Origin of the sequence: Xanthomonas sp. NCPPB 1325, assembly GCF_041477645.2 — a bacterium.
In the GTDB taxonomy this organism is placed as follows: Bacteria; Pseudomonadota; Gammaproteobacteria; order Xanthomonadales; family Xanthomonadaceae; genus Xanthomonas; species Xanthomonas cannabis.
The window spans coordinates 4603827-4623138 of sequence record NZ_CM192985.1; the positions used below are offsets into that span (position 1 = coordinate 4603827).

Annotated in this window: 17 protein-coding genes; 6 read left to right on the plus strand and 11 right to left on the minus strand. The window is 68.6% G+C overall.

Annotated elements, in window-relative coordinates:
- Positions 1–22 precede the first annotated feature (22 nt).
- Complete coding sequence (locus ACCQ10_RS19570) at positions 23–3343, minus strand: ankyrin repeat domain-containing protein (RefSeq protein ID WP_372361643.1); 3321 nt, start codon at positions 3341–3343, stop codon at positions 23–25.
- Positions 3336–3596, minus strand: a complete 261-nt coding sequence (locus ACCQ10_RS19575; RefSeq protein WP_372363176.1) for a YcgL domain-containing protein — start codon at positions 3594–3596, stop codon at positions 3336–3338. Before ACCQ10_RS19575 ends, ACCQ10_RS19570 begins: the two co-directional genes overlap by 8 nt.
- A gap of 218 nt (positions 3597–3814) precedes the next feature.
- Here ACCQ10_RS19575 and ACCQ10_RS19580 point away from each other — a divergent pair, with 218 nt between their 5' ends.
- From ACCQ10_RS19580 to ACCQ10_RS19595, 4 genes are read left to right on the plus strand one after another with little or no spacing between them, the layout of a single operon-like run.
- Complete coding sequence (locus ACCQ10_RS19580) at positions 3815–5011, plus strand: beta-ketoacyl-[acyl-carrier-protein] synthase family protein (protein WP_372361644.1); 1197 nt, start codon at positions 3815–3817, stop codon at positions 5009–5011.
- Positions 5011–5784, plus strand: a complete 774-nt coding sequence (locus tag ACCQ10_RS19585; protein ID WP_104581354.1) for a beta-ketoacyl synthase chain length factor — start codon at positions 5011–5013, stop codon at positions 5782–5784. Before ACCQ10_RS19580 ends, ACCQ10_RS19585 begins: the two co-directional genes overlap by 1 nt.
- Entirely contained in the window at positions 5781–6602 is an 822-nt protein-coding gene (locus tag ACCQ10_RS19590; RefSeq protein ID WP_372361645.1) for a glycosyltransferase family 2 protein, read from the plus strand. Before ACCQ10_RS19585 ends, ACCQ10_RS19590 begins: the two co-directional genes overlap by 4 nt.
- On the plus strand, positions 6599–8221 hold the full coding sequence (locus ACCQ10_RS19595; RefSeq protein WP_372361646.1) for an NAD(P)/FAD-dependent oxidoreductase: 1623 nt from the start codon (positions 6599–6601) through the stop codon (positions 8219–8221). The genes ACCQ10_RS19590 and ACCQ10_RS19595 overlap by 4 nt, the downstream gene beginning before the upstream one ends.
- 920 nt (positions 8222–9141) lie before the next feature.
- Here ACCQ10_RS19595 and fabG read toward each other — a convergent pair.
- The 9 genes from fabG to xanC all read right to left on the minus strand — a co-directional run bounded on the left by fabG (position 9142) and on the right by xanC (position 16603).
- Complete coding sequence (gene fabG, locus ACCQ10_RS19600) at positions 9142–9879, minus strand: 3-oxoacyl-ACP reductase FabG (RefSeq protein WP_047697924.1); 738 nt, start codon at positions 9877–9879, stop codon at positions 9142–9144.
- 166 nt (positions 9880–10045) lie between these two features.
- Positions 10046–10486 (minus strand): hotdog family protein, encoded by a 441-nt coding sequence (locus ACCQ10_RS19605; protein WP_372361647.1) that lies wholly within the window; start codon positions 10484–10486, stop codon positions 10046–10048.
- Positions 10473–12839: an MMPL family transporter gene (locus ACCQ10_RS19610; protein WP_372361648.1), complete on the minus strand. Its 2367-nt coding sequence runs from the start codon at positions 12837–12839 to the stop codon at positions 10473–10475. The genes ACCQ10_RS19605 and ACCQ10_RS19610 overlap by 14 nt, the downstream gene beginning before the upstream one ends.
- Before the next feature lie 138 nt (positions 12840–12977).
- Positions 12978–13625 carry a LolA-related protein gene (locus ACCQ10_RS19615; protein ID WP_372361649.1) on the minus strand — a complete coding sequence of 216 codons (648 nt, stop codon included), beginning with the start codon at positions 13623–13625 and terminating at the stop codon, positions 12978–12980.
- Positions 13549–14523 carry a lysophospholipid acyltransferase family protein gene (locus tag ACCQ10_RS19620; protein ID WP_039404851.1) on the minus strand — a complete coding sequence of 325 codons (975 nt, stop codon included), beginning with the start codon at positions 14521–14523 and terminating at the stop codon, positions 13549–13551. The genes ACCQ10_RS19615 and ACCQ10_RS19620 overlap by 77 nt, the downstream gene beginning before the upstream one ends.
- A complete protein-coding gene (locus ACCQ10_RS19625; protein WP_039404852.1) occupies positions 14520–14807 on the minus strand; it encodes an ApeI family dehydratase in 288 nt (95 codons plus the stop codon). The genes ACCQ10_RS19620 and ACCQ10_RS19625 overlap by 4 nt, the downstream gene beginning before the upstream one ends.
- Before the next feature lie 11 nt (positions 14808–14818).
- Positions 14819–15568: a lysophospholipid acyltransferase family protein gene (locus tag ACCQ10_RS19630; RefSeq protein ID WP_184441401.1), complete on the minus strand. Its 750-nt coding sequence runs from the start codon at positions 15566–15568 to the stop codon at positions 14819–14821.
- Between the two features lie 53 nt (positions 15569–15621).
- The gene (locus tag ACCQ10_RS19635) at positions 15622–16305 is read right to left on the minus strand and encodes a COG4648 family protein (RefSeq protein ID WP_179456880.1); all 684 of its coding nucleotides are present in this window, start codon (positions 16303–16305) and stop codon (positions 15622–15624) included.
- Positions 16306–16333: 28 nt separating this feature from the next.
- On the minus strand, positions 16334–16603 hold the full coding sequence (gene xanC / locus ACCQ10_RS19640; RefSeq protein ID WP_011260626.1) for a xanthomonadin biosynthesis acyl carrier protein XanC: 270 nt from the start codon (positions 16601–16603) through the stop codon (positions 16334–16336).
- A 301-nt stretch (positions 16604–16904) separates the two neighbouring features.
- Here xanC and ACCQ10_RS19645 point away from each other — a divergent pair, with 301 nt between their 5' ends.
- Both ACCQ10_RS19645 and ACCQ10_RS19650 read left to right on the plus strand, forming a co-directional pair.
- Entirely contained in the window at positions 16905–18239 is a 1335-nt protein-coding gene (locus tag ACCQ10_RS19645; protein WP_372363177.1) for an NAD(P)/FAD-dependent oxidoreductase, read from the plus strand.
- Complete coding sequence (locus ACCQ10_RS19650; protein ID WP_372361650.1) at positions 18236–19243, plus strand: chorismate transformation FkbO/Hyg5 family protein; 1008 nt, start codon at positions 18236–18238, stop codon at positions 19241–19243. Before ACCQ10_RS19645 ends, ACCQ10_RS19650 begins: the two co-directional genes overlap by 4 nt.
- Positions 19244–19312 lie beyond the last annotated feature (69 nt).

The window sequence follows — 19312 nt, forward strand, 5'->3', positions numbered from 1 at the left end:
AGCGGTTGCCCGCCGCGCCGGCTCAGCGGCCTTCGCGCAGGAAGCGCGCCATCGACGACACGCCCGGCAGCGCCGGTTCGAACTGGCCGGCCACATCGATGAAGCCGCGCATGATGGCGATCTCGCGCGGGGTGCGGTTGAGCGCATCGCGACGATCGGCGTCGGCACCGGCGCGCAGCAGGCGCTGCACCAGCAGCGGCAGCCCGTGCAGCGCGGCCAGATGCAGCGGGCCGAAGCCACGCTGGTCGGCCACATCCAGCGAGACGTCTTCGTCCAGCAGGCGTTCGACGCCGGCCAGCACCACCTTCTCGTCGCAGGCCGTGCCCGGTTCGGCACGCGCGCCCAGCAGCAGCAGCAACGGGCTGACCCGGCCGCCGGCCAGATGGTCCGGGTCGGCACCGGCCAGCAGCACGGTATCCAGCAGGGCCAGCAGGCGGGTCTTGTCGCGCGCGGTGAAGCCGTACAGCGCCGCGCAATGCAGCGGCGCCAGCCCCTGATCGTCGGTGGCATGCACATCGGCTGCCGCAGTGAGCAGGCGCGCCACGATGTCCGGCAGGCCCAGCGCGCAGGCCAGCATCAGCACGGTGACCCCGCCCGGCAGGCGGTGCTCGATCTGTGCGCCGGCCTGCAGCAAGGCGGCCACGATCTCGGTCTGGCGCATGCTCACCGCCGCCGACAACGGGGTGGCGCCGCTGTTGGCTGCGCGCTGCGGATCGGCGCCACGCCCGAGCAGATGCGCCACCACGCCAAGATGGCCGCCACCGGCCGCACGCAGCAGCGCGGTGCAGCCCTGCGCGTCGACGGCATCCACCGGCAGGCCCAGGTCGATCAGGCGACGCACGGCGTCGGTGTCGCCGGTCATCGCCGCGGACGGCACATCGGCCTCGCGCAGCGTGCGGCGCGGCAGCGACCAGATCCGCCAGTCCAGCCAGTCGGCCAGATCGCGGCGGCCGATCGACAACGCCACGCCCAGCGGGGTCTGCCCGTCGGCAGCGCGCGCTTCCGGCGAGGCGCCCTGCTTGACCAATAATTTCAGCGACGCGTCGCGGCCCAGCGCGGTGGCCAGATGCAGTGCGGTCATGCCATGGCTGTCGCGCGCTTCGCGGTCCACCCCGTGTTCCAGCAGCCACTGCTGCAGGCGCAGCCAGCCCAGCCGCACCGCCAGCGACAATGGGGGGTCGCCCGCCGCCGACGGCGCGAACGGGTCGGCGCCGCGGTCGAGCAATTCCAGCGCGAACTGTTCCAGCCCGCGCGATGCGGCGTCGTGCTGCACGCAGGCACTGAGCAGCCGGGTCAGCCCACCGGCGCCGGCCGGCGACACGCCATGGCGCAGCAGGGCCTGCATGGCCGGCACCGCCTCCACGCCGCGCGAGAGCAGCGCAAACATGGGCACATCGCCGCAGGCATCGCGCACTTCGGCATCGGCGCCGTGGCGCAACAGCCAGTCGACCGCATCGGCATTGAGCGCCAGGTGCGCGTCGTGCAGCAGGCCGCCGAGTTCTTCCGGGCCGCACAACCGCGCCAGGGCGGTCAGGCCGTCACGCTGGCCGAACTGCAGGCCTTCGCGCAGCAGCACCAATGGCGGGCGATCCGGCAACACGGTCCCACCCGGGGTGTCGCCCGGGGCGTCGCTGACGGCGGCCGGCAGCGGGTAGGCCGGATCGAGCAACTGCACGATCGCCCAGCGCCCGGCTTCGGCCGCCACGTCCACGGCGCGGCGGCCATGCACATCGGCCGCGTCGGCCGGTACCTGCAGATCCAGCAGGCGGCGAATCAGCGCCGGCGAGACGCTGTCGGCGGCGCAGGCGAGCATCACCGCATTGCGGCCCTCGCCATCGACGGCCAGCACATCGGCCTTGCGCGCCACCAGGCGTTCGAGCACCGCGCTGCGCGCCTGCCGCGCGGCGTCCAGCAACGGCGTGCGGCCAAGCAGATCGCGCGCTTCCAGGTTGGCCCCGGCCGAGAGCAGCGCCTCGACGATGTCGCCATGGCCCGCCAGCGCGGCTTCGTGCAGGGCGCTGCGGCGCTGCCGGTCGCGCGCATCCACACGGGCCTTGTGCTTGAGCAGCAGCTGCACCCCGGCCGGGTCGTCCTCTTCGGTGCCGGCGGCTGCCAGCAGCACCGGTGCGCCGCCATCCGGTTCGGAATGGGCACCGCGCTCCAGCAGGAATTTCGCCAGCCGCCAGTTGCCGACCTGGCAGGCCATTGCCAGCGGCGAGTGGCCGTCGTTGTTGAGCGCATCGAGTTCGGCGGCGGCATCGCGCAACAGCGCGGCCACGCCGGGGTCGGAACTGCGTACTGCATGGTGCAACGGGGTGTTGCCGTCGTTGTCGCTGGCGCGCGGGTCGGCGCCGTTGGCCAGCAGGGTCATCACCGCATCCGGACGGCCATGCCAGCTGTCGCGGGTGGCGGCCAGCAGCGGGGTCATGCCGCGGTGCGGCTGGTTGACGTCCACGCGCCGCACGATCAACTCGCGCAGCAGGCGCAGGTCCGGCAGCACCGCCGCCAGTGCCGGCAGGCTGCGTTGGTCGCGCCATTCCGGCAGCGGCATCGCCTGCGGGTCGGCACCGGCCTCCAGCAACTGCAGCGCGCGATCCACCCGGCCGCTGCGCGCGGCCTCGAACAATTCGGGCACCAGCTGATGCTGGGCCACCGGCTCCAGCGGGCGCGGCTCGGCGGCAGCCTCATTGAAGAAATCGGCCGCCTGGCGTGCCACCGGCGCATCGCTGCGGGTCGGTGCGGCGGTGCGTTGCAGCAGCAGGTGGGCGGCCGGCAGCAACGCGGCCGCGGCAATCGCCAGGCCCCAGCGCAGGCTGTCGGACAACCAGCCCGGCCAGGCCAGAGCCACCCCCAGCGTGCACACCGCCAGCACCAGCGCGGCCGCCAGCAGGCCACGCCAGGCATGCAATTCCTGCGTGGCCAGCGCATGCCAGCGCGGCGCCAGCGCGCCACCGTCGCGCTCGACCTCGCCCCACAACGGCCAGGTCCGCCAAAGGCCCAGCAACGCGGCGCTGATCGCCACGCTCAGCGCCAGCGCCGCAGCCAGGCTGCCGCTGTCGCGCAGGGCGGTCAGCGGCCAGCTGATCAGTGCGGCCAACGCCAGCAGCCCGACGCCCCAGATCGTCAGCAACGGTGGCAGCGTCTGGGCAATGGCACGCGGCTGGGTCGCCAGCGCGCGGCTGCCGCGCGCCCACGACACCGCCAAGGCAAAGGCCGGCTGGGCCAGCCACAGACTCACCGCGGCAATGCCGCCGCCAAACCCGCCCAGCAGGGACAACCCCACACCGGCGGCGCCAGCCAGGGCGGCGGCGCGCACCCGCGCGGCACACTGCGGCTCAGTCATGGTCGCACTCGCCCGCCAGCACCACCGTCTTGGGTAGCTGCAGATAGAACCCGTGCTTGCCAAGCGCCTCGCGCACGGTGGCCGCATCGGCCTGCGCCAGGCGCCGCTCAGGCGTCAACGCCACCTCCAGCACGAAGGTCAATGGCGTCAGCTGCGTGTGCACGGCAGCGGGAAGACCCGAGAAGTCGTCACGCGTGGCGAGATAGACGAAGGTGTCCTGCTTGCGTTGGCTTTTATAGACGTAGGCGTGCATGCGCGCGTGATCGCGCTCGTAAGAGAGGTGGGCCGCAGGATTGTGTCCCAATTGCGGCGACGGCGAAAGCGCGGCCGCTGCGAAAAATCCCAGCTGCGTCAGCGACATGACCGGCGCGTTCAGTTGCGCCATCGACGGGGCCCAGCCACGCCATCGATATACTGCGAGCACTTTTTGCCAGCCAGACCACCGTGAGCCAAGCGCAGCATTCGTCCCAGATGGCCCCGGTCGCCGTCACCGCCTTCACGTCCACCACCGCGCTCGGTGCGGGTCTTGCGGCCCAGGCCGCCGGCCTGCGGGCGCAGCGCAGCGGCCTGCGTCGCAACGATTTCGGGCCGCAACCGCTGCCCTGCTGGATCGGCCGCGTCGACGGCGTGGAAGACGTGGTCCTGCCCGCCGCATTGCAAGGCTGGGACTGCCGCAACAACCGCCTGGCCTGGCTGGCCCTGCAGCAGGATGGCCTGCTGGACGCGGCGCAGGCCGCCGCGCAGCGCTACGGCGCCGAGCGCGTGGCGGTGATCATCGGCACCTCCACCTCCAGCATCGGTGCTAGCGAAGAGGCCTATACACGGTTGGTGGAAGACGCCGACGGCGCGCGCTTCCCGCCCGATCTGGAGCGCCCGATCGTGCACACGCCGCATTCGCTGGGCGACTTCGTGCAGCACGCCACCGGCCTGCGCGGCCCCAGCGTCACCGTGGCCACCGCCTGTTCGTCCAGCGCCAAGGTATTTGCGCAGGCAGCGCGGCTGATGGCCGCCGGGGTGATCGACGCGGCCCTGGTCGGCGGCGTGGACACGCTGTGCGGCAGCGTGCTGTTCGGCTTCAACTCGCTGCAGGTGGTGGCGCCGGAGATGTGCCAGCCGTTCGACGCGCGACGGGTCGGGCTGAGCCTGGGCGAGGCCGGCGGTTTTGCGCTGGTCGAACGCACCGAGGCGGCACCGGACGCGGCGCTGTGGCTGTATGGCTATGGCGAATCCAGCGATGCGCACCATATGTCCGCCCCGCATCCGCAGGGCCTGGGCGCGCAGCTGGCGATGCGCGGCGCGCTCGAACGTGCCGGCCTGGAGCCGGGCGCGGTGGGCTATCTGAACCTGCACGGCACTGCCACCCCGGCCAACGACAGCGTGGAAGCGACCGCGGTGGCGGCGATCTTCCCCGATACCCTGCACGCCAGCTCGACCAAGGCCTGGACCGGGCACACCCTGGGCGCGGCCGGCATCGTGGAATCGGTGATCGCACTGCTGGCGCTGCGCGACGACCTGCTGCCGGGCACGCTCAACAGCGAGGTGCCCGACCCGGCCTGCGGGCCGCAGATCCGTTTCGACACTGCCCACTCCCGGATCGATTACGCAATGAACAACTCTTTCGGTTTTGGCGGCAACAACTGCTCGCTGCTGTTCGGGCGGGCACGCTGATGCTGACCGCCACCATCGAAGGCATCGGCTTCTGGACCCAGGGCCTGCCCCACTGGGAGGCCGCGCAAGCCTTCGTGCACGGCGGCGCGCTGCAGGACACCCCGGCGCGTCCGGCGCCGCAGCTGCTGGCCGCCAATGAACGCCGCCGCGCACCGGACACGGTGGCGGTGTCGCTGGAAGCCGCGCTGGCTGCCTGCACGGCCGCCGGGCGCGCCCCGACCAGCCTGCCCTCGGTCTTCACTTCCACCCACGGCGATCTGGCCATCACCGATTACATGTGCACCACCCTGGCCAGCGACCCGCTGGCCATCTCGCCGACCAAGTTCCACAACTCGGTGCACAACGCCGCGGCCGGCTACTGGACCATCGGCGCCGGTGCGATGACCCCGACCACCGCGATCAGCGCCAACGCGGCCAGCTTCGCGCAAGGCCTGCTGGAAGCGCTGGTGCAGCTCACCGACGGCGTGGATGCGGTGCTGCTGGCCGGCTACGACGCGCGCTCGGTTGGGCCGCTGGGCCGGATCTCGCCCAGCCAGGGCCTGCTCGGGGGCGCGCTGGTGCTGGGCCGTGCCGGCCAGGCCGGCAGGCCGCAACTGCAGGCGCGGCTGGACGACGGCGTGCCCTCGCCGGCCGAAGGACCGTTGTCGCGGCATGTCGCCGGCAATGCAATGGCGCCGATGCTGCCGCTGTTCGAGCTGTTGGCCGGCGCTGGCAAGGCCGTGGCACTGCATGCCGGCCCTGGGCGCGTGCTGCATGTGGAGCTGCAACGATGAGCCGGGTACCCCTGAGCCGCGAAGACACCGCCATCCTGGTGCCGGCCCTGAACGAGGCATTGCGCATCCGCGAAGTGGTCACCGATGCGCTGACCTATTGCGCGCATGTGATCGTGATCGACGACGGCTCCGACGACGGCACGGCCGATTGCATCGCCGACCTGCCGGTCATCCTGATCCGCCACCCGCAGCGCAGGGGCAAGGGCGCCGCGCTCCGCAGCGGGTTTGCACGCGCCCAGCAGATGGGCATGCGTGCGGTGATGACCATGGACGGCGACGGCCAGCACAAGGCCGCCGACTTCCCGCGCCTGCTGGCGGCGGCCAACCGCCATCCCGGCTGCGTGATCGTCGGTGCACGCATGCGCAAGCGCGCCACCCAGCCCACCATCCGCCGGATCGGCAACGACTTCGGCGACTGGGGCATCGCCTGGGCCTGCGGCTTCCAGCTGGTGGACAGCCAGAGCGGGCAGCGGCTCTACCCGGCCTCGGTGTTCACCCTGCCCGACGTGCCCGGCGAAGGCTTCGTGTTCGAAGCGCAGTTGCTGATTTCGGCCGCGCGCCAGGCCGGTGCGCGCGTGGTCGCGGTGCCGATCGAAACCCGCTACGCCGGCAGTGCGCCCGGCACCTTCCGCAAGAGCCACTTCCGGCTGGTGCGCGACCTATGGGAAATCACCTCGCACGTGGTCGTCCAGGCCTGGACGTACGGGCACATCTGGCGCGAATACCGCAATGTGCGCGCCAACCCGGTGATCGTTGACGATGCCGACGGCGAATTTGCTACTGTGCCGGCGGTCACCAAGAGCAACCCGTCCCCATGAATGCACAGCGTACCGATGTCGTCATTACCGGTGGTGGACTGGCCGGCCTGAGCCTGGCCCTGCAACTGAAGCAACGCGATCCGGAGCTGGCGATCACCGTGCTGGAGCGCCGCGCGCACCCGGTGCGCGAGGCCGCCTTCAAGGTCGGCGAATCCACGGTGGAAATCGGTGCGCATTATTTCGCCGATGTGCTGGGCCTGCGCGAGCATCTGGAGACGGAGCAGATCCGCAAGTTCGGCTTCCGCTTCTTTTTCTCCGACAAGCGCGACGACATCGACCGCTGCACCGAACTGGGCGTGAGCAAGATCCTGCCGACACCCTCGTGGCAGATCGACCGTGGCCGCTTCGAGAATTTCCTCGGCGAACGCGCCCGCGCGCAGGGCATCACCTTTCTCGACAACTGCAGCGTCAAGGGCGTTGAATTGTCCGGGGACGAGGCCGATCACGCGGTGCGTTACGAACAGGCGGGCGTGCAGACGACGCTGAGCGCGCGCTGGGTGGTGGATGCCAGCGGACGCGCCGGCCTGCTCAAGCGCAAGCTCGGCCTGGCGCAGGACAACGCGCACAATGCCAACGCCGTGTGGTGGCGCGTGGAAGGGCTGATCGACCCCAATGGCTGGTCGCAGGACAGCAGCTGGTTGCAGCGCTGCACCCCGCCCGATCGCTGGCGCTCGACCAATCACATGTGCGGGCCGGGCTACTGGTTCTGGCTGATCCCGCTGTCCTCGGGCGCGCATTCGCTGGGCATCGTCTGCGATGCGGACATGCATCCGCTGGAGACGATGAACACCCACGACAAAGCCATGGACTGGCTGCGCCTGCATCAACCGCAGGTGGCCGCCACGCTCGACAAGGCCGACTACCGGCTGCAGGACTTCCTGTTCCTGCGCAAGTTCTCCTACGGTTGCAAGCAGGTGTTTTCATCGCAGCGCTGGGCGCTCACCGGCGAGGCCGGGTTGTTCCTGGACCCGTTCTATTCGCCCGGCAGCGACTTCATCGCCATCTCCAACACCTACATCTGCGAACTGATCGGCCGCGATCGCGCCGGCAAGTCGCTCAGCCCGTATGTGGAGCTGTACCAGCAACTGTATTTCTCGTTCTACGAAAACACCCTGACCCTGTATCAGGACCAGTACGCGCTGTTCGGCGACGAGCAGGTCATGCCGGTCAAGGTGATCTGGGATTACACCTACTACTGGTCGCTGCTGGCGCCATTGTTCTGCGCCGGGCGCATCGCCGACCTGAGCCTGCTCTCGCGCATGAAGGCAGATTTCCTTTACGCGCGCGACATGAATCTGGCGATGCAACGCGTGCTGCACGACTGGGGCGTGCGCAATACCGAACAGGGCATCACCGGCGGCGAAGGACGCCTGCTGGATCAGTACCTGATCGGCTGGTTCAACGAACTCAATGGCGCGTTGAACGACACCCTGGACGACGACGCATTCGTCGCGCGCATCCACGCCAACGTGGCGCAGATGGCAGTGCTGGCCCGCGAGATCCTGCAGCAGGCACGCCAGCGCCACCCGGACCTGCCCGACCACGGCCTGGATGCGCTGACCGCCAATGCCAGCGGCGCGCCGATCCTGACGGCCACGTGGTACGCCGACGCGGCGTGAGCTTGAGCGAGCGCGCCGATACGCGGTGAGTTCTGGCGGACAGTTAGGCGGCCGCTTTATTGAAAAACCTGCGGACCGACCATTTCGACTGGTCCTTGCAGCAACGGCGCAGACCATCCGCTCTGCGCCTTGCTGCCGGGATCAAGCAATCAGGTAGCGACGCCTGCATCGTGCGTGTCGCGATCACTTGGCTGTCTTCACGTCTGGTCGAGCGCGCGGTGCCCTCACCGCTCGCGGGACACGCCGTGAATCCGTCCGTGGAGGCTCGGTGGCGGCATCCATGCCGCCACACGGTCCCGCAATCGGCGAGGACACCACGCCAGACAGTTGGCTGGTGATTTTTTTGAAAGGCAAAGACACCGCGTCGCAGCTTGCTAGTCGCTGTTGAAATCCATGCAGACCGACCATTTCCACTGGTCCTTGCCCGCCCACCGTCGCGGGACCCGCGGCGGCATGGATGCCGCCACGGAGCTACATGGACGTACTTGCAGCGTGTCCCGCGATGGTGGGCGGGCAAGGGCCCTGCAGCAACGGCGCAGACCATCGCTCTGCGCCTGATCTTTCCGGATCGAGCAATCAGGTCGAGACGCCTGCACTGTGCGAATTGTCATCACTTGGCTCTGTTGAAGCTTAGTCGAGGGCCCCTGCAGCAAAGCCACAGGCCAACCGATCTACACCCGACGCATCCGCACCGTTCAATCACTCTCAGGACTAGCATGAGCGTCATCGCCGTTGCGACGTTCCAACGCAGGACTGGTCAAGGGCGCGACACCCCCGCCGTTTACGGGAACACACGGTGAATCCGTTCTAAGAGCGCCGTGGCGGCGTCCATGCCGTCAAAGGTTCCACAAGCGCCGAGGCCAGCCACAGGGCCGGCCGCGCCCACCTCGCGCCAAGCGCCTGCGTTTTGCCAGCCGTCCTCAGCCCATCCCACCATTGACGCCAATGACCTGGCCATTGATGTAACCGGCAGATTCCGAACACAGGAAGGCGACCAGCGCGGCGACTTCGTCGGGTTTGCCCACGCGCCCGGCGGGTACCAATTGCTTGATCACCTCCGGCGCAAAACTTTCGCCGACCATCTCGCTTTCGATCACGCCGGGCGCGACGACATTGACCGCGATCCCGCGGCTGGCCATCTCGCGCGACAACGATTTGGTCGCGCCATGCAAGGCCGCCTTGGCGGCGGCGTAGTTGGTCTGCCCGCGATTGCCCAGCACCGCCGCCACCGACGACACACTGACGATGCGGCCCCAGCGCGTGCGCGCCATCGGCAGCAGCAACGGTTGGGTGACGTTGAAGAACCCGTGCAGCGAGACATCGATGACGCGATGCCACTGCTGCGCATTCATGCCCGCCATCGGTGCGTCGTCATGGATGCCGGCGTTGTTGACCACGATCTGGATCGGCCCGGCTTCCAGCAACTGCTCCAGCGCCGCACCGCTGGCCTGCGCATCGGCCACATCGAACGCCACCGCCTCCGCGTGGCCCCCGTCGGCCACGATGGCGGCCACCACGGCTTCTGCGCGCGCAAGATTGCGATTGGCGTGCACGATGACATGCCGCCCCTGCGCCGCCAGCTGGCGGCAGATCGCACCGCCAAGATCGCCGCTGCCACCGGTCACCAGTGCACGACGCTGCGGAATGGATGTGCTCATGACAGTCCCGATAAAGCCGCGTAAAGACGGCGGAAAGAGCCTCATCCTAACGACTGGCAGCAGGCGCAGGAATAGAGCGCCCGCATCGATCGCCCACATCCGGTAGGAGCGCGCTCGCGCGCGATGGGGCTTTGGCGGTGATGCTTCATCGCGCGCAAGCGCGCTCCTACAGGGCCTGTGCAGCGCCCAGCATCACCGTGGCACGCCCTTCGGCAAGCAATTGCGCGCCGTGGGTCAGGCGGAAGCTGTATTGCTGGCTGTCGTCACCCTGCAGCAGCACCTGTGCGTCGCAGTCGATGGCCTCGGGCAACGCCTCCAGATAGGCCACGTGCAGGTCCACGCCACGCAGGGCCACCAACATCCCCGGGCGTACCGGCTTGCCGGACTCGCGGCCCAGCAACCCCCCGTGCACAGCCATGGCCTGCGCACCGTATTCGCATAGATGCACCGCACGCAGTCGCCCGTTGGCGCGTAACGGATGCGCGTCGCTGCGATGCGCATGACTGCGCAGCACGATGCGCTGCGCGTCCCATTGGACCAGCTCTTCCCACAGGCACATGCTGCCCTGGTGTGGAATCAAGGCGGCAATTGCGTCACGTCCCTGCATGCGGCTCTCCATCGCATCTGCGCTCCAGTGCCGGCTCACGCGAGACCAGCAGCGCGAGAATGAAATTGAACATTACGCCCAGCGCCACGGTAGTGCCGATCGCGCGCAGTACCGGGATGCTCGATGCAGCCAGCAGTGCAAACACCAGCAGCGTCATCAGGCTGCACACGATCAAGGCATGCAGCGTGCGCAGCTGGTCGGCATGATCGTCGCCGGCATGATCGAAGAACAGCGCGTAATCCAGCCCCAGGCCGGCGGCCAGGATCAGCGCGATCAGATGGAACAGGTTGAGCTCCACACCGGTGCCACGCAGGATCGCCAGGATCAGCACCGTGGTCAGCGCCATTGGCAGCAGCACCCGCACGATGCGGCGCGGACTGCGCAGTGCAATGGCCACGGTAACCGCCAGCAACAGCGCTGCCAGTACCAAGGCGCCCAGCACGCGGCCGCGGTAGGCCGCCACCAGCGATTCGGAGGCGTCCTTCAGATCCAGCAGTTGTGCGCCGCTGCCTTGCACGGCGGCGGCCACGACGGCCGGGTCGCGCAGACCGGTCAGCGACACCAGGGCGGTGCTGCGATCACCGCGGCCCAGCAACAGCCCGCCCACCGAGGTGGCTAGCGGCGAGCCGGCCAGATCCTTCGGCAATAGCGGTGCGGCGCGCTTGGCGGCGTCCAGGTCCTGCAGGAACGGCGCAAACGCATCGCCGCGGAATGGCGTGGTGGCGACGGCCCGCTCGGTCAATGCGCGCGCCTGCGCAGCATCGGGCAACGCGGCCTGACGCGCATGCTGGGTCTTGGCGCTGGGCAGATAGCGTGCCGCCATGTCGTAACCGACCAGCGCACCATCGCGCACCAGCGCATCCAGGCGCGGGCGCAACTGCTCGCTGGCCTGCAACGCGGCCTCATCGCTGGCTGCCGGCAGCGCCAGTACGTAACGCACATCGGGGGCGCCCAGTTCCTGACGCAACCGGGTGTCCTGGGCCAGGGCCTTGGGCGGCACCGGGGTGAGCTTGGACAGATCGTTCTGCCAGAACTGCCCCGGTGCGAAGGCGATCACCGCGATGCCGATCACCGCGATCGCCGCCAGGCTGAGGCGTGGGCGCGGCAGCCGCGCGATGCCACGCCACAGCAGCGCCAGCATGCGCGAGTCGGCGTAGTCGCGCGGCGCCGGGTCGATCAACCACGGCAGCAACCAGCGTGTGGTGATGGCGGCAGTCGCCAGCCCGGCGATGGTGAATACCGCCAGCTGCCGCAGGCCATCCACGCCGGAAAACAGGAAGGTCACATAGGCAATGCAGGTCGACACCACGCCGGTAGCCAGCGTGGGCCACAGATGGCGCGCGTTGTCGCGCGGATCCAGGCCGGGCCGCTGATGACTGAACAGGTGGATCGGGTAATCCTGCACCACGCCGATCAGGGTGAACCCGAACGCCACGGTGATGCCATGCACGCCATCGAACAGCAGCGCCACGGCACTCAGACCAGCCAGCCCGGCACTGGCCAACGGCAACACGCCCAGCACCGGAATCTTCCAGCTGCGGTAGGCGATCAACAGCAACAGCACCAGGCCCACCGTGTCCAGCGTGCCGATCCACTGCGACTCGCCTTGCGTACGCGCAGTGATCTCCACTGCGAACGCGCCCGGGCCGGTGAGGGTCAGCCGCGTGGCAGTGCCCTTGCTGACCTTGGCAAACGCCGCCTGCACCGCGTCGTAGGCCAGTTGCTGGCCAGTGGGATCGAACCCGGCCGCGCGCGTCTGCACCAGCAGCAAGGCCGAGCTGCCGGCCCGGTCGAACCACACCTCGTTACGCGTCTGCGGCGCGGCTGCCGGCTGCAGGGTTTCGGCCAGATGCAGCACTTCCAGCGTGGGGTCGCGCGGCAGCAGCGGCTCCACCAATGCCGCTGCCGGTGAACCCAGATCCTGCACGCGCGCCTGCAACGCCGCCTGCAGGCTCGATGCATCCAATGGTGCCTGGTCGAAGCTGTCGCTGAGCAGATACCGATAGGGCAGCAACCGTTCGGGAATCGCATCCAGGCCGGCAGTGCCGCCATTGGCGACCAACTCGAACAACGCCGGCTGCGCGACCAATGTCTCGCGTAGCTGCTGCGATTGCGCCGCCAGCGTGTCCAGGTCGCTGTGGGACAACGCCATCAGCAGCAGCCGCGAGCCCGGGCCTTCGCCCAGTTCTTCGATCAGCAGTTTCTGCGCCGGCGTGCGCGGGGCGGGCATGAACTTGCGCAGGTCGCCGGTGACCTTGAGCGTCTCGCTCAACCAGATTCCGGCCGCCACCAGCAAGGCCAGCCACAGCAACGCCAGGCCGATGCGGCGGTTTGCGTTCAACTTAAACGCCATGGTGTGCGTGTCCTGCTGCAGCGGCCGCACGTCCACCGGCCGCGCGCGCGGCATGCAAGGTCAGCGGCAGCACACGCTTGCCGAAGGTGGAGGGTGTGATCTCTCTGCAGACGACCGGCGCAACCCTCGCGCGCGCGGTCACGCGCCCGGACCGTGGCACAGCGTGGTCAGCGCGGCGGCATCGGTGACGTTGGCCGCCTCGCGCGCTGCACCAGCCAGCAGCGTGCGCTGCACGTCGCCCTTGGCCGGCACGCTTTCGATACACCGCAGCTCGTCGTTGCGCCCGTACAGACGCAATTCGCGTACCTGCTTGGCAACGGCGGCGTTCTTGGGCTGCAGCGTCAATGCCCAGGCGTGGGGTCGGCCTTGTCCGCTGACGCGATACTGCTGTTCCAGCAGTGCGCGGTCGCCGCCCAGCAACGCGCCGAAGCCGGACTTCAGACCCGCCAGTTCGGGTACGCGGCTGAGCGAAAAACGTCGCGGCGGTTTGCCTTCACGTTCCAGCACGCCTTCGTCGCCCTGCAAGGTGGTGGTCTCGCGATACGGCGCGCTGACTTCGCGCACCAGCGTCTGCGCATCCGGGCGACGGTAGTGGCCCTGCACGCGCAAGGGCGTCTTCAGCAGGGCCGAGCCACGCAGTTCGACGAATTCGGTGCTGACCGGTGCGGGGCGTGCCAGGCGCTGCAGCACCTGGCCGACGTCCAGCGTCTCAGGCGGTGCGGCGCATAGCGGTGCGGCGCTGAACAGCAGTATCAGCATCCACGGCAGGGTGCGGCACATCGGCATGGTGGGTGTTCCAGAAATCGTAGAAGTTGAACCAGTTGTACGGCGCGTAGCGTGTGTAATGTTCCAGCCTGGCGGCGTAATCGCGCATGAGTACCGCCAGCACCGGGGCGCGCTGACGACGCGGCACGTCCAGGCCTTCGCTGAAGGTCTCGAAGGCCAGCTCGTAATGATTGCCGCCGCGATACAGGCCGAATGCCAGCACCACCGGTACCTTGAGCGCGGCGGCGATCAGCCAGGGCGAGGTGGGGAACATCGCGTTGCGGCCCAGGAACATCGCCGGCAACGCGGGGTCGCCTTCGCGCGGGCGATCGATCAGCAGCGCCACCAGCGCACCGGCATCGGTGGCTTCCTTGATCGCCATGACGATCGAGGTCGCATCCATGCCGGCGTCGATGATGTTGGCGGCCAGCTGCGGGTTGAGTGCGCCCAGCAGGTCGGTCATGGCGCGGTTGTGCGCCTTGTCCAGCACGACCTTGACCTGCACGTCGGGGCGCTCGGTGGCCAGCACACGCAGCGCATCGAAGCTGCCCAGGTGCGAACCGAAGATCAGCACGCCGCGGCCGCGATCCATCTGCGTGTGCAGCTGATCCAGCCCGGTGATGTCCACGCGGAAGCGCTGCATCTGCCCGCATAGCATGTAGACGCGATCCAGGATAGTGGAGGCGAAGGTGTGGATATGCCGCGCCACGTCGCGCAGCGTTGCCTTCCGCCCCAGCACCCGCGCCAGATAGGCACGCGAAGCGGCGCGCTCGGGCGCACGCACCAGCAGGAAGTACAGCGTGATCGGATACAGCAGCGCGCGCCCCACCGCACGCCCGGCGTGCCGTGCAATGCCGCGGATCAGCCACAACGCAAAGCGCCCGCCACCTTCCGGACGCTGCTTCCAGTGCTTGCTCATGCCGCCGCCTCCGCCACCAGCTCGCCGCTGACCAGCAGTGTCTGCTCACGCTGCACGCGAAAGCGCCAGCGCGGGCCATCGCCTTCCAGCGTGACCGAGGCGGTCTGCCCGGGCAGCAAGGGCTGCACGAACTTCACCTGCGGCAGGCGCGCGGCTGCGCGCGGACCATGCAGCGCTTCCACCGCCTGCAGCACATGGTCGAGCACGACCACGCCGGGTACCACGGGGCGACCCGGGAAATGCCCGGGCAGGCAGGGATGATCATGCGGCACGACGAAATCCATAAGCGCAGAACTCAGATCCTGGGTTGAAGCATTGCAGCCACGGCCTTGTGTGCCTGCTCGGTCAATTGTTGGCGGTCCGGCGCATCCGGCCCGGTCACTGCGATCGGCGCACCGATCCGTACGCGAATGATGCCGGGGCGCACCCTGAACAGACCATCGACCGGCAATACCTTGCCGCAGCCGTCCAGCGCCACCGGAACCACCTGCACGCCAGCATCGATAGCGGCCTGCAGTAGCCCGGCCTTGAATGGCAATAGTGCGCCGCTGCGGCTGCGCGTGCCTTCCGGAAACAGACACAACTGTTTGCCCTCGCGCAGCAGCGCGGCGGCCTGACGGCGCACCAGCGCGCCGGCCCGGCGGCTGTCGCGGTCCAGAAACAGCATGCCGGTGGCGCGTGCGTACCAGTTCACGAACGGCACCTTGAGCATTTCTTCCTTGAGCAAGAAGCGCAGCGGCACCGGCAGCGCGTAGAACAGCGCGCAGATGTCGATGATCGACTGGTGGTTGCTGACGAACAGATAGTTCTTGGACCAATCGACCTGCTCGCGCCCTTCAACGATGACGGTGGCGCCCGCGCCGCGGAACAGCACCGGCGCCCACATCCAGGCGCCCATGCGCAGCAGGCGGTCGGCGTCGCGCGTGATCGCCAGCAGCACCAGGGCATAGACGATGCCGCCAGCGGTAAACGTCAGCGTAAAGGCCAGTTGCAACAGGTTGAACACGGCCCACGCCAGGCGCGACGGCATCCTTGCCAACGGCATCTTTGTCTTGTCCCCGAAAATATGCACGTACGTCGCTGCCCCTGGCCACGCACTCAGCGCAGCAGATCGCGCCAGAAGTCCGGCCCGAGCCGCGCCATCTGGCGCAAGAAGTCTGGCAGATTACGATAGGGACGCTGTGGAAACCAGCGGCCACGCAATAGATATTCCCCAACGAAGAACCCGCCAACCACGCCGTAGGCGAGCAGATTGGCGAACAGCGAGGCGCGCGCATCGCTGATCGGCAGCGGCGAGGCGTAGCCCAGCTGCGCCAGCACGCCACTGGGCTCGGCGCACAGGCCCAGCACCAGGTTGACCAGGGTCAGCGCGCACAGCAGCAGCGCCCAGGCCAGCGTAAGGCGGCGCGTGTAGCGGTATTGCTCGGGCGTGATCGGCATGCCGGCCTGGCGATACAGCCCTTCGACAATGCGCGTGATCAAGGGCGTGCGCCCACGGCGCAGGCTGCGGCCGAAGAACCAGGCGATCCAGCCGGTGAACACCACCGGCGGCGCGGCCAGCAGCAACATCGCATACGGCGAGTGCCACAGTGCGCTCAGGGCCAGCAACGTCAGCACCGCCAGCGCCCAGGCCCAGGCCCGGCGCGCCACCATCGGTTCGATCAACACCATCAGCACCAGCAAACCACCGGCAATGACGGCCAGCTCAGGGCGGTGGGTGGCGTTGGCCCAGTGCGCCAGCGGCGAGTACGCCACCGCCAGCAACACGCCCAGCCCGAGCACCCACGGCGGGGCGTCGCCGGGCGCTAGCTCAGACGGTCTTGTTGGCTTCGACATGCGCCGACAATGCGCGCAGCGACGCGAAGATGCGACGGTTCTCGTCGTTGTCCGAGCGCAGCTGGAAGCCGTAGCGCTTGCTGATCGCCAGCGCCAGTTCCAGCGCATCGATCGAATCCAGCCCCAGCCCGGTATTGAACAACGGCGCCTCCGGATCGATGTCGGCGGGTTGGACGTCTTCCAGGTTCAGGCTTTCGACCAGGAGTTCGGCCAGTTCACGTTCGGCAGCGGTTTGCGAGGACATCCAGAAGTTCCAGGGTGAGGGTCGGGCAAAAGTCGGCGCAGGCAGGCGACGGCGCGCGGCCATCGGCGGGGCGGGCGGCGCATCGCCTCGTCAGTGTACGTGGTCGTACCTGTCGATTCCGAGCGCCCGGCCCGCGTCGCATCCGGCGATCGCGCTGTCCTTGCATGGTCCTGAGTGGGTGCAGCATGGGCCCGCATCAGTGTCCGGGCCGCCGGTCAGGCTATCATGACTGCTTGACGCTCGCCCGCTGCAGGTTCGTTCCAGGATGACTTCCACTGTTGTTCGCCCCACCCCGACCGCCATGCCGGCAGCCGGGCCGGCCCCCGGACCGGAGTGTCCGGATGTCCTGATCGTTGGCGGCGGACCGGCCGGCTGTGCGGCAGCGATCGTACTGGCCGAGCTCGGCTGGGCGGTGACCTTGCTCGAAAAGGCGCAGCATCCGCGCTTTCATATCGGCGAATCGCTGCTGCCGATGAACATGCCGATCCTCGAACGGCTGGGCGTGCTGGAACAGGTGCGCCAGATCGGCGTGCTCAAGCGCGGCGCGGATTTCCCCAACGACGCCGGCGGCTACAACACGTTTCGGTTTTCGCACGCGCTCGATGCCAAGGCCGACTTCGCCTTCCAGGTCCCGCGCGCGCAGTTCGACCAGGTCCTGTTCAACCGCGCACGCGCGGTGGGCGTGGATGCGCGTGAGCAGGTCCTCGTCGAACAGGTGAACCTGGACGGCGAACAACCGGTGCTGCAGGCACGCAGCGCCGACGGCCAGCGCCTGCAGTTCCGCCCGCGTTACCTGCTCGATGCCAGCGGCCGCGACACCTTCCTGGGCAACCGGCTCAAGCTCAAGCGCGCCAATGCCAAACATCAATCCGCAGCGCTGTTCAGCCATTTCCGCGGCGTCGCCCGGCGGCCGGGCGAGGATGCCGGCAACATCAGCATCTATCGGCACGCGCACGGCTGGATGTGGCTGATTCCGCTGCCCGACGACATCATGAGCGTGGGCGCGGTCTGCTATCCGGAGTACATGAAGACCCGTCAGGGCGACAGCGAAGGGTTTCTGATGCGCACGCTGGCGCTCAACCCCGAAGTTGCCGCACGCATGGCCGGTGCGCAGCGGGTGGCGCCGGTGCATGCCACCGGCAACTACGCCTACGAATGCACGCGCATGGCCGGGCCGCGCTGGCTGATGCTGGGCGATGCCTATACCTTCGTCGACCCGATGTTTTCCTCCGGCGTCTTCCTGGCCATGCACAGCGCCGAACGCGGCGCGGCGATGGTGGATGCCGCACTGCGCGCGCCGCAGCAGGAGGCCAAGCTGCAGCGCAGGCTGCAGCGTGAACTGGACCGCGGCATCGACGAATTCAAATGGTTCATCTACCGCTTCACCTCGCCGACGATGCGCGCGCTGTTCGCGCAGCCGCAGAACACCTGGCAGCTGGAACAGGCGGTGGTGGCGATGCTGGCCGGCGACGTGTTCGACAGCCCCAAGGTCCGCTTGCGCCTGCGTGCGTTCCGCGCCATTTATGCGCTCACCACACTGTCGATGATGCCGCGCGCCTGGCACTCGTGGCGCCTGCGTCGGCGCCAGGCCAAGCTCGGTTTCGACGGCGACACCTTGCAACGAGACCCTCAATGACCGCTTCCCCGGCCCAGACCGCGCAGCCGCTGCGCCCCCCCCGCCTGCAGGTCGATTATGTCGACCAGACCGACCCGAGTGCATTGCTGGCCGACCCGCAGGTGCTGGCGGTGTTCGGATTCGGCAACGCGGCGCCTGGCCTGGACGACCCGCGCTATCTGCGCGTGCCGCTGCAGCCGTACCGGGCCGACGTGCTGGAAGTGTGGCGGACCGATGCGCCGGTGCGCAGTGGCCGTAACGGCAACATCGCCTGGTCCAGCGATGGGCATCTGCAGTTCGGCGTGATCGAGATCGACGAGCAGGAGGTCGATATCGAAGAGGCCGCCGCCAAGGCGTATGCGGAAATGACCGCGTTCGTCAGCGGCAGCGCGACACCGCGCCTGCTGCGCATCTGGAACTACCTGGATGCGATCACGCTTGGCAGTGGCGACCGCGAGCGCTATCGCCAGTTCTGCGTGGGCCGCGCGCGGGGGCTGGGAGCGTTCGACACCGCGCAATTGCCCGCTGCCACGGCGGTGGGCCGCTGCGATGCCGAGCGCATCATCCAGATCTATTGGCTGGCCGCCGCTGACGCCGGCACGCCGCTGGAGAATCCGCGCCAGGTCAGCGCCTACCACTACCCGCGCCAGTACGGCCCGCAGCCGCCGAGCTTCGCGCGCGCCATGCTGCCGCCACCCGGCAGCGACATGCCCCTGCTGCTGTCAGGCACCGCGGCGGTGGTCGGCCATGCCTCGATGCATACCGGCCAATTGCTGGCGCAGCTGGAAGAGACCTTTGCCAATTTCGATGCCCTGCTCGGCGCCGCGCGTCAGCACGCGCCCGCGTTGCCCGCGCAGTTCGGCGCCGGCACCCGCCTGAAGGTCTATGTGCGCGAGCAGGACGATCTGCCCAAGGTCGCCCAGGCCCTGGACGCACGCTTCGGCAATGCGGTCCCGCGCCTGCTGCTGCACGCGGTGATCTGCCGCGACGAGCTGGCGGTGGAGATCGATGGGGTACACGGGTAGGTAAACCACGCCCGCCGCAGATCCCGTCTACGGCGCCCGACTGCCAAGGATGAGCGACAGGCAGCGTTT

Excerpts from the sequence above, each read along its gene's own strand:
- ACCQ10_RS19595 (WP_372361646.1), top strand. The coding sequence starts at position 6,599 with ATGAATGCACAGCGTACCGATGTCGTCATTACCGGTGGTGGACTGGCC.
- xanC (WP_011260626.1), bottom strand. The coding sequence starts at position 16,603 with ATGTCCTCGCAAACCGCTGCCGAACGTGAACTGGCCGAACTCCTGGTC.
- ACCQ10_RS19650 (WP_372361650.1), top strand. The coding sequence starts at position 18,236 with ATGACCGCTTCCCCGGCCCAGACCGCGCAGCCGCTGCGCCCCCCCCGC.
- ACCQ10_RS19630 (WP_184441401.1), bottom strand. The coding sequence starts at position 15,568 with ATGCCGTTGGCAAGGATGCCGTCGCGCCTGGCGTGGGCCGTGTTCAAC.
- ACCQ10_RS19605 (WP_372361647.1), bottom strand. The coding sequence starts at position 10,486 with ATGCAGGGACGTGACGCAATTGCCGCCTTGATTCCACACCAGGGCAGC.
- ACCQ10_RS19620 (WP_039404851.1), bottom strand. The coding sequence starts at position 14,523 with ATGAGCAAGCACTGGAAGCAGCGTCCGGAAGGTGGCGGGCGCTTTGCG.
- ACCQ10_RS19615 (WP_372361649.1), bottom strand. The coding sequence starts at position 13,625 with ATGCCGATGTGCCGCACCCTGCCGTGGATGCTGATACTGCTGTTCAGC.
- ACCQ10_RS19580 (WP_372361644.1), top strand. The coding sequence starts at position 3,815 with ATGGCCCCGGTCGCCGTCACCGCCTTCACGTCCACCACCGCGCTCGGT.
- ACCQ10_RS19645 (WP_372363177.1), top strand. The coding sequence starts at position 16,905 with ATGCCGGCAGCCGGGCCGGCCCCCGGACCGGAGTGTCCGGATGTCCTG.
- ACCQ10_RS19625 (WP_039404852.1), bottom strand. The coding sequence starts at position 14,807 with ATGGATTTCGTCGTGCCGCATGATCATCCCTGCCTGCCCGGGCATTTC.
- fabG (WP_047697924.1), bottom strand. The coding sequence starts at position 9,879 with ATGAGCACATCCATTCCGCAGCGTCGTGCACTGGTGACCGGTGGCAGC.
- ACCQ10_RS19585 (WP_104581354.1), top strand. The coding sequence starts at position 5,011 with ATGCTGACCGCCACCATCGAAGGCATCGGCTTCTGGACCCAGGGCCTG.
- ACCQ10_RS19575 (WP_372363176.1), bottom strand. The coding sequence starts at position 3,596 with ATGCACGCCTACGTCTATAAAAGCCAACGCAAGCAGGACACCTTCGTC.
- ACCQ10_RS19570 (WP_372361643.1), bottom strand. The coding sequence starts at position 3,343 with ATGACTGAGCCGCAGTGTGCCGCGCGGGTGCGCGCCGCCGCCCTGGCT.
- ACCQ10_RS19610 (WP_372361648.1), bottom strand. The coding sequence starts at position 12,839 with ATGGCGTTTAAGTTGAACGCAAACCGCCGCATCGGCCTGGCGTTGCTG.
- ACCQ10_RS19590 (WP_372361645.1), top strand. The coding sequence starts at position 5,781 with ATGAGCCGGGTACCCCTGAGCCGCGAAGACACCGCCATCCTGGTGCCG.